Here is a 12,804-nt window from a genome sequence, read left to right as displayed (position 1 = left end):
CCTGAAGTGACACCGTCACGGTCCGGCCATGACAAAAGTCATGAGCGCGCTCGTGGCGACGGCGGTTCTGTCGCTCGAACGGCGAGCGGTAGGGCCGCGGGCCGGGTACCTTCGCCTCGTGAATCGCACCGAGTCGGCGAGCCCCGGCCGTCGTCCGCAGATCCGCGTCATTCTGGCCGGTTCGGTGCCGAACCTGGTGCAGTGGTTCAACCTGTACCTCTACGCGACGTTCGCACCGTACTTTCGGACCGAGTTCTTCGATCCGGCCTCGACGAATTCGCTCGTGTACGTCTACGGACTGTTCGCACTGACCTTCGTCGTACGGCCACTCGGCTCGTGGCTGTTCGGCAGGCTCGCGGACGTGCGGGGCCGGCAGTTCGCGCTCGTCGCGGCGGTCACGCTGATGTCGGCCGGATCTGTTGCCCTTGCGGTCACTCCGACGGTCCACGGCATCGGTGTCTGGGCGGCGGTGATCCTCGCGGTCGTGAGCATCGTGCAGGGCATCGCAACCGGTGGCGAGTACGCGGCGGCGACGGTGTTGCTCTCCGAATCGGGCACGCGCGGACACCGGGGATTGTTCGCCTCGTTCCAGGCCGCGACCATCGTCGGCGGTCTCGTGCTCGCGCAGGCCTGTCTGCTCGTGCTCCTCGCGGGTACGGATCGCGCGGCAATTTCCGAGTGGGGCTTTCGTCTCGCGTTCGCCGCGGGCGGCGCGGCGGGCATGGCGTCGTTGTGGTGGGCGCGTGGACTCGATCGCGTGCCCCGTGCACCGGGAGCGCCGCGGGCGGACCGAGACGCCACGATGGGGGCGCTCTTTCGCGATCACCGGCGTCCGCTCGTCTGGGTGTTCTTGCTGACCGCGGGAGGGAGTGCGGCGTTCTACACCTACACGGTCACCGTTCCCTCGATCGTTCGCGAGACGTTCTTCGCCGCGGACGGTGCCAGGGGCGAGCTCACCGCGACCGGCCTCGTGCTCGCGGCCTTCGTGGTGTTGATGGTGCTGCAGCCGGTCGGCGGCGCACTGAGCGACCGCATCGGGAGAAAGCCTCTTCTCGTCACGTTCGGGGCACTGGGCATACCGGTCACCGGCGCACTGGTGCTGGCCACCGACCGGCTGACGTCTCCGCCTGCGGTGTTCGTCATGCTGGTGAGCGCATTCGCCGTTCTCACCTGTTATCTGTCGGTGAACGGCATCGCCAAGGCCGAAGTGTTCCCCGCTCACATTCGTGCCCTCGGCGTCGGCTTCGGCTACGCCGTGGCGAACTCCCTGTTCGGGGGTACGGCACCGTTGATCTACCACGCCACCAGCGGCCGTGGCAGCACCGACTTCGTCGTCTACACGACGGTGCTGCTCTCGGTGACGCTCTGCGCAGCCCTGTGGATGCGGGGTGGCTCGGCCACCGCGCTCGATGCGTCGACCGGTCCTAGAAACCCCAGCCCATGACGGCCGGGCGCGCAGTTCCGAACGTCAGGTCGAGTGCGTGCAGCGACGCGTCGTTGCGGGCGGTGAGGCGGTTGGCCGCGGCGAACAAGCGGGCCCGATGGGTGCCGAAGTAGATGCTGGCGAGCACGTCGATGTCGAGTTCGATGTCCGGTTCGGATTCCACCCGGGTGCAGGTGGCGCGGCCGTCGGTCACGGTCAGCGAGTAGGTGCCGCCCGCATCGAGGAAGGGATCTCGCACAGCGATGATCAGCGAGGTGTCGAGCGCGTAGGTGCGTGCCTCCAAAGCTGCCTCGACGTGCATGATGCGGCCCCACAGAGCGTCGTGGTGAGCCGTGACCTTCGGTAGCCGATTGTTGGTCAGCAGGAACGGCAGCGCTTCGTCCCGTGCCTGCCGTACCTCGATGGTGTCGACCAGGTCCACGCCGACGAGGATCTGCCACAGCGCGGCGTACGCGTCGTCGGTCACCGCGATGAATTCCTCCACCACCACTCGGCTCGGGTTGCGGCCGCGTCGGTAGGCGACGTATCCGTCGGGATGAACGACGAAGAACAGTGCCGTCAGTCCGCCGCGCCGGTTCTCGCGGTCGGCGAAGAACCGCTCCCAGCGGATCGGCGGCTTGGGCTGCGCGCCTGCGGTCTGCTGCTGCCAGCGGTGGTAGATGTCGGGGAGCAGTTCGGTGGCCTCGGCCGATTCGATCAGCCGGACGCCGGTGGCCGGGGGAGTGTCCTTGCGGAACTGCGCGAATCGACGATCGATCGAGACGCTGATCTCCTCGGTCACCGGCCCGTAGCCGAAGCGTCCGTAGATCGTCGCCTCGCTGGCCGTGAGCAGCGAGAGTGGTGCGCCCGCGTCGTTCAGGGCGCGGTGCTGCTGGGTGAACATCGATCGCAGGATGCCGCGTCGTCGATGCGTCGGCGCGACCGAGACCCAGGAGACTCCGGACGCCTCGACCTGCGCACCACCGGGAACGGTGACCGACATCGGGAAGTGCATGGCCACACCCACCGGGGTCTCGCCGTCCCAGGCCAGGTACACGTGCTCGGACTGGGTCAGGATCTGCGTCTCGGCCAGGTCCTCGGCGTTCTGGTGCTCGCCGAACGCGTGGGCGTCGAGCAGCGCGACGGCATCCCAGTCGTCGTCGGTGGCGGTGCGGATGGTGATCGATTCGTCGGTAGTCATCGGACTTTACTTTTCCATACAGGAGTGGAGCCCGCGGAACGACCCGAAAAATCTGCCATACGGAAGCAGGCCTTCGCCGAGGGAGTCTCGAAATCGGCCGGGTGACAAGATGAGCACGTGGTGCATGTACTCGACATCGACGACCCCTCGGACCCGCGACTGGACGATTTTCGCGATCTCAACTCGTCGGATCGGCGACCCGACCTGCCCGAGGGCAAGGGCCTGGTGATCGCCGAGGGTGTGTTGGTGGCGCAGCGGCTGCTGACCTCGCGGTTTCCGATGATCAGCCTGCTGGGCGTGGATCGACGGCTCGACGCCTTGCGCGACGATCTCGTCGATTCGGACGTTCCGTTCTACCGGACGTCCGCGGAGGTGATGGCCGAGGTCGTCGGCTTCCACCTCAATCGTGGTGTGTTGGCCGCGGCGAACAGGCCGCCGGCCCTCGATCTCGACGAGGTGTTGGACGGTGCCAGGACGGTGGCGATTCTCGAGGGCGTCAACGATCACGAGAATCTCGGGTCGATGTTCCGCAACGCGGCGGGCCTCGGGGTCGATGCCGTTCTGTTCGGGGCCGCGTGTGCTGATCCGCTCTATCGTCGTTCGGTGCGAGTGTCGATGGGACATGTGCTGCGGGTGCCGTTCGCCAAGGTGCCCGAGTGGCCCCGTGGCCTCGATCGTGTTCGCGCGCACGGGTTTCAGCTGATCTCGTTGACGCCCAACCCGGCGGCGGTGTCGTTGGCGACGGCGATGACGGGGGAGAAGGTTGCCCTGCTGCTGGGTGCCGAGGGGCCGGGTCTGACCGAACATGCCATGCGAGCAACGGACATTCGCGCGCGGATTCCGATGGCCCCTGGCACCGATTCGCTGAACGTGGCGACGGCCGCGGCGATGGGGTTCTACGAACGTGTGCGCCTGACGTGAACGACCACGACCCGAGCGTCCGCTGGACCGGAGTCCCGATCGCCGTCATCTCGGCGGCGCTGGTGGGTGTGGCACTGACGACGTTCGGTCTGGAGCTGGCCAGAATTCATCCACTGCTCGCACTCGGTCTGAACATTATCGTCGTCGCGGGTGCAGCTCCGACGGTCATGCGGTGGCTCGCGATACCGGTGTGGCGCTGGGCGGTGTACGGAGCCGGTATCGGTTCCATCCTCAGCTTCGTGGCACTGGCGGCGCTGGCGTTCTGACGTTCGCCGGCACCCAGGACGGCCCTGCCGCATCTACTTGCGCGAGAACCAACGCTTCTTCGGACGCGGTGCCTGTTCGTCGGGGGCGTCGGGCATCGGTTCCTGTGCGCCACGGCCGTTCGCACTCCGGTTCGGTGGCGGCGGCTCCTGTCCGGGAACGTACATCGTGAAGCCGCAGACCGGCAGGGTGTCGGGATCGAATTCGTCCGCGTGCGGCGCGCCGGTGTAGCGGAATCCGAGCCACTCGGCGTTGGCCGCCTCGGCGAATTCCTGTGGGTGGAACGGCAGCGATTGTGGATCCGGCATCACTCCGGGCGGATAGATCAGCGGATGCTCACCGGCCCAGAACGATCGCTCCCACACCAGTGGCAGGCCGGCGTCCTCGTAGATGTACACCGGGGTGGCGCTGAACGATCGGCGGAATTCACCGCGCTCCCAGTACGCGAATGCACCCCAGGCGTGCTGGGGATCCGAGGCGACGAGGTAGGTGTGTTCGGACGCCAGAGGGCGGGTGAAGGATTCGGGAAGCGTCGACGGTGTCGGCACCGACAGGTTCGATCCGCAGACCACGGTGACGCCGGGGTAGCAACCGATGAAGACGTGATCGTCGTCCACGCCTGCCGATGTCGATATCGGACCCTGTCCGAGGGGCACTGCCGTCAGGTGGGGGTACAGACGTCCGACGAGTGCGCTCGCAGCATTCCAGTCCGAGGTGGTGGCTTCTCGGAGTACCGAAATGGGATCCGGTGCGTCCACGTACCAGATCGTTGATGCTTTGGCCCCCACTACCGGCACCTCTCTCTCCGTAAGCTCCGTCGAAAGCCTACGGTGTGAGCGTCGGCAATCTGTCACCGAGCGGCAAATCGGCCATCGAAGAGATCAGTTGTGCCCGCTGCTGCGAACGCCGAGCAGCACGTCCTCCCACGACGGCATGGCCGGCTTGCCGCGCTTGTCCTTGCCGCCGGTGTGACCGGCGGCAGGCTTGGGTGCGGGCCTCGGCTCCCTGGCCACCGGTTCGCGTGGCTGCTCGGGCTCGGGAGTCGGCGCATCGTCCACCTCGACCTCGATGGTTTCGGCGTCGAGTTCGCTGTCGGCGGTGGTGCCGTAGTACTCGTCGAAGCTCTGCTGCGAGGCCTGGTCGTCATCCTCGGCGGACGTCAGTGCGCGCACCGGTGCGAGGCCGCGCAGTTGGCGTCCGAAGTCGGGATCGATCAGTTCGTGGGCGGTGTCGTCGAGCGGCGCGATGGTGCCGCCGTGGCCGTCGGGCAGGAACTGCCAGTGCGCCTTGTTGGTGGTGCGGCCCGCCTGCCACTTCAACTGTGCGACCCACTTGTTGTCCTCGTCGCGCCAGGCGTCCCACTCCGCGTCGTCGAGGTTGTGCCCGCGAGCACGGAAGGCGAGGGTGACGATCTCGAGCAGGGTCTGCACGGCCGGGCCGTCGTGGCGCAGCGGATGACCGGCCTGGGCCATCGACGCGGCCTGCGAACGTTCGAGCAGCACCGGGTGAGCGAACACCTCGACGCGACTGATGGCCATTCCGGAGTCGGCGGCAACCTGTTCGATGGTCGCTCCGCTGCGGATGCGGGCCTGAATTTCTTTCGGCCGAAGCAAGCTGTCCATTTCGATCTCAATCTGTCCTAGTCGAGCGATGTCACCGCGTGAGGCCGCGCGGAGCTTGTCGTCGGCTGGAAGCCGGAATCTGTCGCCGGTCTTGGGATCTGCGCACACGACGAACTTTCCGTCGGCCTCGAGACCCACCACACGTAAGTCTCGCACCTTGACCTCCTCATCGCGCCGGCTCGCGATACCGTCGAGTTCGAGCCTAGTTCACCTGCCGTATTCGGCGGGTGTTCGACACGCATCGCTTCTGCCGACGATCGTTTCCCTGTCAGAGGGTAGACAGCTGCGGGCTCGGCTGCACCCATTCGGCCGATCTTGCGTCGATTGCTTTGTGCGACAACGCCGATGCGTCCCTGCGCAGGTAGAGGGCACCCAGGCCGAAACCGATGGTCAGGGCAATCGCGTGCCCGACGGCGGTGAAGGACGGATCGGACACTCCACTGATCGTGACGACGCCGATCCACAGTGCGGCCCAGCCGACACGCCACGGCATCGGCAGGTACCGGATCATCGACCCTGCGACCGCTGCTGCCGCGTAGCTGACACCGACGTCGACGGCCATCGCCAGTGAGTCCGCGAGCCAGTCGTTGTGAATACCGATGAGCAGGCCGACGGCCACCAGAGCAGTGGCACCGACATGTCCGGCACCGAAGGTGAGAAGGAAGCGTCGCCAGCCGGAGACCCATTCGGCGACGGCGAACAGCACGGCGACCGCGGCCAACCACAGCCAGTTCACCCGACCCTCGGTGAGAAAGACGCTCGTGACGACAGTGGCGAGGTGACCGTCGGTCAGATTGTGCAGGTTGGTACTCGCCGCATGCAGCACGTGCCAGCGATCGTGCGGCCCGATCTGGCCGAGCGCTACCGTGCCTGCCACCGCGAGGGTGCAGTAGACCAGTGTCACGCGGATCCGCAGCGCGACGGTGAGGAGCCTGAACATACGAGCGCTCCCTCCGAGGTCGTTACGCTTGCTTACTTGATAGCAAGTGTAGGCCTCGAAGGGAGCGCCGGAGCTGTGAGCTTGCTGGGAAGGGTCGTTCCGCAGGCTCCACTCCTGCCCTGGGAATGGTCGTTCCGCAGGCTCCACTCCTGCCCTGGGAATGATCGTTCCGCAGGCTCCACTCCTGCCCTGCCAACTAGCTCAGTGTGGACACGACCCAGTCGATGCTCTTGGTCAGTGCGGTGATGTCGTCCGGCTCGATGGCCGGGAACATACCGACACGCAGCTGGTTGCGGCCGAGCTTGCGGTACGGCTCGGTGTCGACGACGCCGTTGGCGCGCAGGATCTTCGCAACCTGGGCTGCGTCGACCTTCTCGTCGAAGTCGATGGTGCCGACGACCTGGCTGCGGTGATCCGGGTTCGTGACGAACGGCGTTGCGAATTCGCTGTTGTCGGCCCAGTCGTACAGGCGCGAGGACGAATCGGCGGTGCGCTTGGTGGCCCAGTCGAGGCCGCCCTGCGAATTGAGCCATTCGATCTGATCGGCGAAGAGCAACAGTGTCGCCACGGCCGGGGTGTTGTACGTCTGGTTCTTGCTGCTGTTGTCGACGGCGATCGGCAGTGACAGGAAGTCCGGGACCCACCGATCCGTGGCGGCGATCTCGCTGACGCGCTCGAGCGCGGCGGGGCTCATCAGCGCGACCCACAGGCCACCGTCGGCGGCGAAGCACTTCTGCGGAGCGAAGTAGTAGACGTCCGAGTCGGCGACGTTGACCGGGAGACCGCCTGCGCCGGAGGTGGCGTCGATCGCGATGAGGGCGTTCTCGGAGCCGGCCGGACGGCTGACCGGAATGGCCACGCCCGTCGAGGTCTCGTTGTGCGCCCAGCCGATCAGGTCGACGGACGGGTCGGAGGTGGGCTCGGGCGCGCTGCCCGGCTCTGCCTTGACGACGATCGGATCACCGATGAACGGGTTGTTCTTGGCCACCGAGGCGAACTTCGAGCTGAACTCGCCGTTGGTCAGGTGCAGCGACTTCTCGCGAATCAGGCCGAATGCAGCAGCGTCCCAGAATGCGGTGGTGCCGCCGTTGCCGAGGACGACCTCGTAGCCCTCGGGGAGGGAGAACAGATCCTTCAAACCACTGCGCACACGTCCGACGACGTCCTTGACGGGCTTCTGGCGATGGCTGGTGCCGAACACGGAAGCGCCGACATCGACCAGGGATTGCAGCTGCTCGGGGCGAACCTTGGACGGGCCACAGCCGAAGCGTCCGTCGGCGGGCAGGAGATCGGCGGGAATGATCGGCAATTCGGCCATGGAGTAGCGCGTCCTAGCGTCGATGGAATATGGCCCTTACAGGGTAGTCGGGTGCCATATCAGCTTCGACTACCGGATCAGGTCCCAGCCTTCGACGGACTCGGGTGACCGCGGTTCGGGGCCGGTGTAGAGGGCAGCGGGTCGGACGAGCTTGCCCAGGCGCTTCTGCTCCAGGATGTGCGCGCACCAGCCCGCGGTACGTCCACAGGTGAACATGGCGGGCATCATGTGCGCCGGTACCTCGGCGAAGTCGAGGATCACCGCGGCCCAGAATTCGACGTTGGTTTCGATGGCTCGATCGGGGCGGCGTTCGCGCAGTTCGGTCAGCGCCGCCTGCTCGAGTGCTGCGGCGACCTCGTAGCGCGGTGCGTTCAGTCTCTTCGCCGTGGCGCGCAGTACACGGGCGCGCGGGTCCTCGGCGCGGTAGACGCGGTGCCCGAAGCCCATGAGCTTCTCTTTGCGGTCCAGGATTCCGGTGATCAGAGCCCGTGCGTCGCCGGTCTTCTCGACCTCTTCGATCATCGGCAGGACGCGGGCGGGTGCACCGCCGTGCAGCGGTCCGGACATCGCACCGATGGCACCGGAGAGGCAGGCGGCGACGTCTGCCCCGGTGGAGGCGATGACACGTGCGGTGAACGTCGAGGCGTTCATGCCGTGCTCTGCAGCCGAGACCCAGTATGCGTCGATGGCGGCGACGTGGGCGGGATCCGGTTCGCCCTTCCACCGGACCATGAATCGCTCGGTGACGGTTGCGGCCTGATCGATGCGGGTCTGCGGAACTGCGGGCTGGTAGATGCCGCGAGCGGACTGGGCGACGTAGGACAGGGCCATCACCGACGCGCGGGCGAGGTTGTCGCGAGCGGTGGAGTCGTCGATGTCGAGTATCGGCTGGTATCCCCAGATCGGAGCGAGCATCGCCAGACCCGCCTGGACGTCGACACGGACGTCGCCGGTGTGGATCGGCAGTGGGAAGGGTTCGGCCGGCGGGAGTCCTCGTCCGAACTCGCCGTCGACGAGCAGGGCCCAGACGTCGCCGAAAGTGACGTTCTGCGCGACGAGTTCCTCGATGTCGACGCCGCGGTAGCGCAATGCGCCGCCGTCCTTGTCGGGCTCGGCGATGTCGGAGGTGAACGCGACGACACCTTCGAGACCGGGGACGAAATCCTCGGGAACTCGTTGAACAGCCATGGCCTGTGGACTCCCTCGTCGCAACTGCACCCGGCTCTGCGCCGCATCCGGGCGTACTTCGTCAGAACCATAGCCGGGATCGACGCGGGAGTAGCGTCTGGGCTTGTGTCTGCAGATGAACAGCGCCTGGCGAACATGCGGGTGGACTACGGAGAGCCCGAGGACCTGGACGTCGATGCTCTGGCGGGCGGGTGGTGTTCGCTGGCGCAGCAGTGGTTGTCCGACGCGATGGCCGCGAATCTGCCCGAGCCCAACGCCATCGTGTTGGGGACGGTCGACGAGTCGGGTAGACCCGCCACCCGCACCGTGTTGTGCAAGGACTTCGACGCGTCCGGTGTGGTCTTCTACACCAACTACGACTCGGACAAGGGCCGTGCGCTCACCGCGACGCCGTATGCGTCGATCACGTTCCCGTGGATCGGAATTGCCCGCCAGCTCACCGTCCGCGGTCCGGTGGTCAAGGTCGATGCCGAGACCACCGAGGCGTATTGGCGCACGCGGCCCCGGGGCTCCCAGCTGGGGGCATGGGCGTCCGAGCAGTCGCGACCGGTCGGCTCGCGGGAGGATCTGGTTGCGCGACTGGCCGAGGTCACCGCGACGTTCGACGGAATCGACGTGCCGGTTCCGCCCAACTGGGGCGGCTTTCGCGTCGAGCCGGAGACGGTCGAGTTCTGGCAGGGCCGAACGAGCCGCATGCACAACCGAATTCGCCTGACGGTGGCAAGCGGTGTGATCGAGCGTCTGCAGCCGTGAGCCGATTGCGCGGCATTCTTGCCGATACCACTCCGCTGAAGACTCCGGCCTACAAGCGGTTGTGGCTCGCGAACATCGTCACCGTCATCGGTGCCCAACTGTCCATTGTTGCTGTGCCGCAACAGGTTTTTCAGATCACGCTCAGCTCGGCCTACGTGGGCCTCACCGGTGTGTTCGCGTTGGTGCCGCTCATCGTCTTCGGCCTGTGGGGTGGGGCGTTGGCCGACGTGATGGACCGCCGCACCCTGTTGATGATCACCACCTGCGGCCTGATCGGTACGTCGGCGCTGTTCTGGTTGCAAGCGTTTCTCGACCTGAACAACGTGTGGATCATCCTGGTGCTGTTGGCCGTTCAGCAGGCATTCTTCGCGGTCAACCAGCCGACGCGCAGCGCGATTCTCCCGCGGATCCTGCCTGCCGAGCAGTTGCCCGCTGCGAATTCGTTGAACATGACGGTGATGAACTTCGGTGCCATCGCCGGACCGCTCAGCGCAGGCATCCTCATCTACTACATCGGACTCGAGACCCTCTATCTGATCGACACCGTCGCACTGTTCGCCACCCTGTGGGCGGTGATCCGGCTGCCGGGGATTCCGCCGGCGAAGTCGGGTCAGCGCGCCGGATTGCGTTCGGTGTTCGACGGTTTCGCCTACCTCGCGACGCAGAAGGTGCTGCTGGCCTCGTTCGTCGTCGACATCATTGCGATGGTGTTCGGTATGCCCCGCGCGCTGTTCCCGCAGATCGCGCACGAGAGCTTCGGCGATCCCGCGTCGGGCGGTCCTGTGCTCGGCATGCTGTTCGCCGCGATGTCCGCGGGCGCGGTGGTGGGAGGCGTGTTCTCCGGCTGGTTGCCCCGAGTACGCAGGCAGGGGCTGGCGGTGCTCATCTGCATCGTCGTGTGGGGCGCGGCGATGATCGGCTTCGGTCTGGCCGTCGGCGCGGCCACCGACGGGGCCACCACTGTCGCCCTGTGGTTCGCGTTGGCGTTCCTGGCCCTCGGCGGTGGCGCCGACATGATCTCGGCGGCGTTCCGCAGCACGATGCTCCAACAGGTCGCGACCGACGAGATGCGCGGTCGACTGCAGGGTGTGTTCATCGTCGTCGTCGCGGGAGGTCCGCGAATCGGCGACGTACTGCACGGCGCAGCGGCCGCATCCGTCGGTACGGCGGCGGCTGCTGCCGGCGGTGGGGTTCTGGTCGTCATCGGCGTCTCGATCGCCGCGCTGGCTCTTCCTGCATTCATTCGGTATCGCGTGGGTGCGGTGGTGAAGAATGTCTCTCATGGCTGACGCGCAGACGTACTCGTTGACGAGCGGCAAGTATCGGGCAGACATCGCTGCCGTCGGAGCGGGCCTTCGGGCGCTCGAATACGACGGCGCAGCGCTCACCGAGACGTGGGAGGCGGGCTCGAAGCCGCCGTTGTCGGCGGGGCTGGTGTTGGCCCCGTGGCCCAATCGGACGGCCGATGGGACGTTCACCTTCGAAGGCGTCGAGCATCGGATGGAGATCTCCGAGCCGGCTCGTAACAACGCCAGTCACGGATTCGTTCGACGCGTGGCGTGGACTCTCTTGGAGCACACCGACTCTCGCGTCGAGCAGAGCGTGGACATCGGAACGCATCAGGGTTGGCCGTTCTCGATCACGGTGACCGTGGTGCACGAGCTGTCGGCGGACGGTCTCACCGTCACCGCGTCGGCGACGAACACCGGTGACTCGCCCGCGCCGTACGGGATGGGCTTTCACACCTTCGTCCGGGTGGGGGACGTGCCGCTCGACGAGTGCACCCTCGAGCTGTCCGCGGGAACCCGGCTGCCGCTCGATCCGGTACGCAATCTGCCCGTGGGCAACTCGGTGCCGACGGCCGATACCGAGTACGACTTCCGGCAGCCGAGAGCCCTGGAGGGCGTGCAGCTGGACACTCCGTTCAGCGCCTCGTTGCCCGAGGTCGACGGCCGAGCGAACCACGTACTGCGCGGCCCGGACGGCACTGCGACGGTGTTGTGGACCGACAGCAGCTTCGGATGGGTGCAGGTGTTCACTGCCGATCCCGCCAACGATCAGGCATATCCCGAGCGCGGCCGGGCGTTGGCGATCGAGCCGATGACGTGCCCGCCCGATGCGCTGAACTCCGAAATCGATCTGATCGTGCTCGATCCGGGACGAACCTGGTCCGGCACCTGGGGAATGAGGTACGAGAAGTGACCATTCTGGTGTGCGGTGAGGCGTTGGTCGATCTGGTCCCGGTGCACGAGGGGCCGCTGCTCTCGCCGAAACTCGGCGGCGGGCCGTTCAACGTCGCCGTCGCGATCGGTCGACTCGGTTCGCCCGTCGCGTACCTCTCGCGTATCTCGCGCGACCCGTTCGGCGAGCAGATCCTGGCGAGTCTGCGCGACGCGGGTGTGGACACCACGTGGGTGCAGCGCGGCGACGAGCCGACGACCTTGGCGATGACCACCCTCGCCGACGACGGCAGTGCCGAGTATTCGTTCTACGCCGACGGCACCGCCGATCGTCTCGTTGCCGATCCCGGCGATCTACCCGACGAGATCAGCGTGCTCTCGTTCGGCACGTTGTCACTGCTCTACGAACCCGGGGCGTCGATGTACGCGGGCCTGCTGCACCGCGCCCGGGCGGCGGGCAAGCTCACGATGCTCGACCCCAACATCAGGCCTGCCGCGATCGACAGCACCAGCGGAGACATCACCGCCGACGGGTTCCGCGACCGTTTCCGTTCGTGGTTGCCCAGCATCGACATCCTCAAGGTCTCCGAGGACGACTCGCATTGGTTGGGGCTCGGAACCCAGGGCACAACGGTGGATGACTGGCTCGCGTCGGGTGTCACCGCAGTGGTCATGACCCGCGGCGGCAACGGAATCTCGGTCTTCACCGCAGCCGAGGAGACGTCGGGTACAGGAATTGTCACAGCCGAGGAGATCTCGGTGCCGGGAGTTGCGGTCGACGTCGTCGACACCATCGGGGCAGGTGACACCGTGCACGGGGCTCTGCTCAGCTTTCTGGAGAAGGAGAGCATTATCACATCGAACGCGGTGAAAGAGATGAGCAAGCAAGATTGGCGGGAAGCGCTCGATTTCGCCGCGAAAGCGGCGGCAATCACGGTTTCTCGACCCGGTGCCGACCCTCCGTGGGCGTCCGAGGCGTCGAGAGACTAGTTTC

13 protein-coding genes are annotated in these 12,804 nt (G+C 66.4%); 7 read left to right on the top strand and 6 right to left on the bottom strand.

From position 1 onward, the window contains the following. Positions 1 to 118 precede the first annotated feature (118 nt). A complete protein-coding gene (locus CH296_RS03655; protein WP_179277616.1) occupies positions 119 to 1,444 on the top strand; it encodes an MFS transporter in 1,326 nt (441 codons plus the stop codon). Here CH296_RS03655 and CH296_RS03650 read toward each other — a convergent pair. Next, positions 1,425 to 2,624: a GNAT family N-acetyltransferase gene (locus tag CH296_RS03650; protein WP_094645693.1), complete on the bottom strand. Its 1,200-nt coding sequence runs from the start codon at positions 2,622 to 2,624 to the stop codon at positions 1,425 to 1,427. The genes CH296_RS03655 and CH296_RS03650 overlap by 20 nt on opposite strands. 117 nt (positions 2,625 to 2,741) lie before the next feature. Here CH296_RS03650 and CH296_RS03645 point away from each other — a divergent pair, with 117 nt between their 5' ends. Beyond that, entirely contained in the window at positions 2,742 to 3,545 is an 804-nt protein-coding gene (locus tag CH296_RS03645) for an RNA methyltransferase (RefSeq protein ID WP_032395843.1), read from the top strand. Continuing rightward, a complete protein-coding gene (locus CH296_RS03640) occupies positions 3,542 to 3,811 on the top strand; it encodes a DUF2537 domain-containing protein (RefSeq protein ID WP_032395842.1) in 270 nt (89 codons plus the stop codon). The genes CH296_RS03645 and CH296_RS03640 overlap by 4 nt, the downstream gene beginning before the upstream one ends. 33 nt (positions 3,812 to 3,844) lie before the next feature. On the opposite strand, the gene CH296_RS03635 is transcribed toward CH296_RS03640, so the two are convergent. The 5 genes from CH296_RS03635 to CH296_RS03615 form a co-directional block, all read right to left on the bottom strand. Beyond that, positions 3,845 to 4,597: a hypothetical protein gene (locus CH296_RS03635; RefSeq protein WP_045196604.1), complete on the bottom strand. Its 753-nt coding sequence runs from the start codon at positions 4,595 to 4,597 to the stop codon at positions 3,845 to 3,847. 93 nt (positions 4,598 to 4,690) lie between these two features. Further along, a complete protein-coding gene (gene sepH / locus CH296_RS03630; RefSeq protein WP_032395841.1) occupies positions 4,691 to 5,587 on the bottom strand; it encodes a septation protein SepH in 897 nt (298 codons plus the stop codon). Positions 5,588 to 5,699: 112 nt separating this feature from the next. After that, positions 5,700 to 6,371, bottom strand: a complete 672-nt coding sequence (locus tag CH296_RS03625; RefSeq protein WP_094684034.1) for a rhomboid-like protein — start codon at positions 6,369 to 6,371, stop codon at positions 5,700 to 5,702. 196 nt (positions 6,372 to 6,567) lie between these two features. Next, positions 6,568 to 7,689 carry a phosphoserine transaminase gene (serC, locus tag CH296_RS03620; RefSeq protein ID WP_094684033.1) on the bottom strand — a complete coding sequence of 374 codons (1,122 nt, stop codon included), beginning with the start codon at positions 7,687 to 7,689 and terminating at the stop codon, positions 6,568 to 6,570. A gap of 69 nt (positions 7,690 to 7,758) precedes the next feature. Further along, on the bottom strand, positions 7,759 to 8,877 hold the full coding sequence (locus CH296_RS03615; protein WP_032395838.1) for a citrate synthase 2: 1,119 nt from the start codon (positions 8,875 to 8,877) through the stop codon (positions 7,759 to 7,761). A gap of 135 nt (positions 8,878 to 9,012) precedes the next feature. On the opposite strand from CH296_RS03615, the gene pdxH reads away from it, so the two are divergent. The 4 genes from pdxH to CH296_RS03595 are packed head-to-tail and all read left to right on the top strand — an operon-like array spanning position 9,013 to position 12,800. Further along, positions 9,013 to 9,630 (top strand): pyridoxamine 5'-phosphate oxidase, encoded by a 618-nt coding sequence (gene pdxH / locus CH296_RS03610; protein WP_143545350.1) that lies wholly within the window; start codon positions 9,013 to 9,015, stop codon positions 9,628 to 9,630. Beyond that, a complete protein-coding gene (locus CH296_RS03605; RefSeq protein ID WP_094684032.1) occupies positions 9,627 to 10,919 on the top strand; it encodes an MFS transporter in 1,293 nt (430 codons plus the stop codon). Before pdxH ends, CH296_RS03605 begins: the two co-directional genes overlap by 4 nt. After that, the gene (locus CH296_RS03600) at positions 10,903 to 11,832 is read left to right on the top strand and encodes an aldose 1-epimerase family protein (protein ID WP_094684031.1); all 930 of its coding nucleotides are present in this window, start codon (positions 10,903 to 10,905) and stop codon (positions 11,830 to 11,832) included. The genes CH296_RS03605 and CH296_RS03600 overlap by 17 nt, the downstream gene beginning before the upstream one ends. Then, a complete protein-coding gene (locus tag CH296_RS03595; protein WP_032395835.1) occupies positions 11,829 to 12,800 on the top strand; it encodes a carbohydrate kinase in 972 nt (323 codons plus the stop codon). The genes CH296_RS03600 and CH296_RS03595 overlap by 4 nt, the downstream gene beginning before the upstream one ends. Positions 12,801 to 12,804 lie beyond the last annotated feature (4 nt).

It is taken from the genome of Rhodococcus sp. 14-2496-1d (assembly GCF_002259365.1).
Lineage (GTDB): Bacteria > Actinomycetota > Actinomycetes > Mycobacteriales > Mycobacteriaceae > Rhodococcoides.
This window is presented reverse-complemented; position numbering and strand designations above follow the sequence as displayed.

Bases quoted from the DNA above. Each gene is read 5' to 3' on its own strand.
- CH296_RS03650 (WP_094645693.1), bottom strand. From the start codon at position 2,624: ATGACTACCGACGAATCGATCACCATCCGCACCGCCACCGACGACGAC.
- pdxH (WP_143545350.1), top strand. From the start codon at position 9,013: ATGCGGGTGGACTACGGAGAGCCCGAGGACCTGGACGTCGATGCTCTG.
- CH296_RS03600 (WP_094684031.1), top strand. From the start codon at position 10,903: ATGTCTCTCATGGCTGACGCGCAGACGTACTCGTTGACGAGCGGCAAG.
- CH296_RS03615 (WP_032395838.1), bottom strand. From the start codon at position 8,877: ATGGCTGTTCAACGAGTTCCCGAGGATTTCGTCCCCGGTCTCGAAGGT.
- serC (WP_094684033.1), bottom strand. From the start codon at position 7,689: ATGGCCGAATTGCCGATCATTCCCGCCGATCTCCTGCCCGCCGACGGA.
- CH296_RS03625 (WP_094684034.1), bottom strand. From the start codon at position 6,371: ATGTTCAGGCTCCTCACCGTCGCGCTGCGGATCCGCGTGACACTGGTC.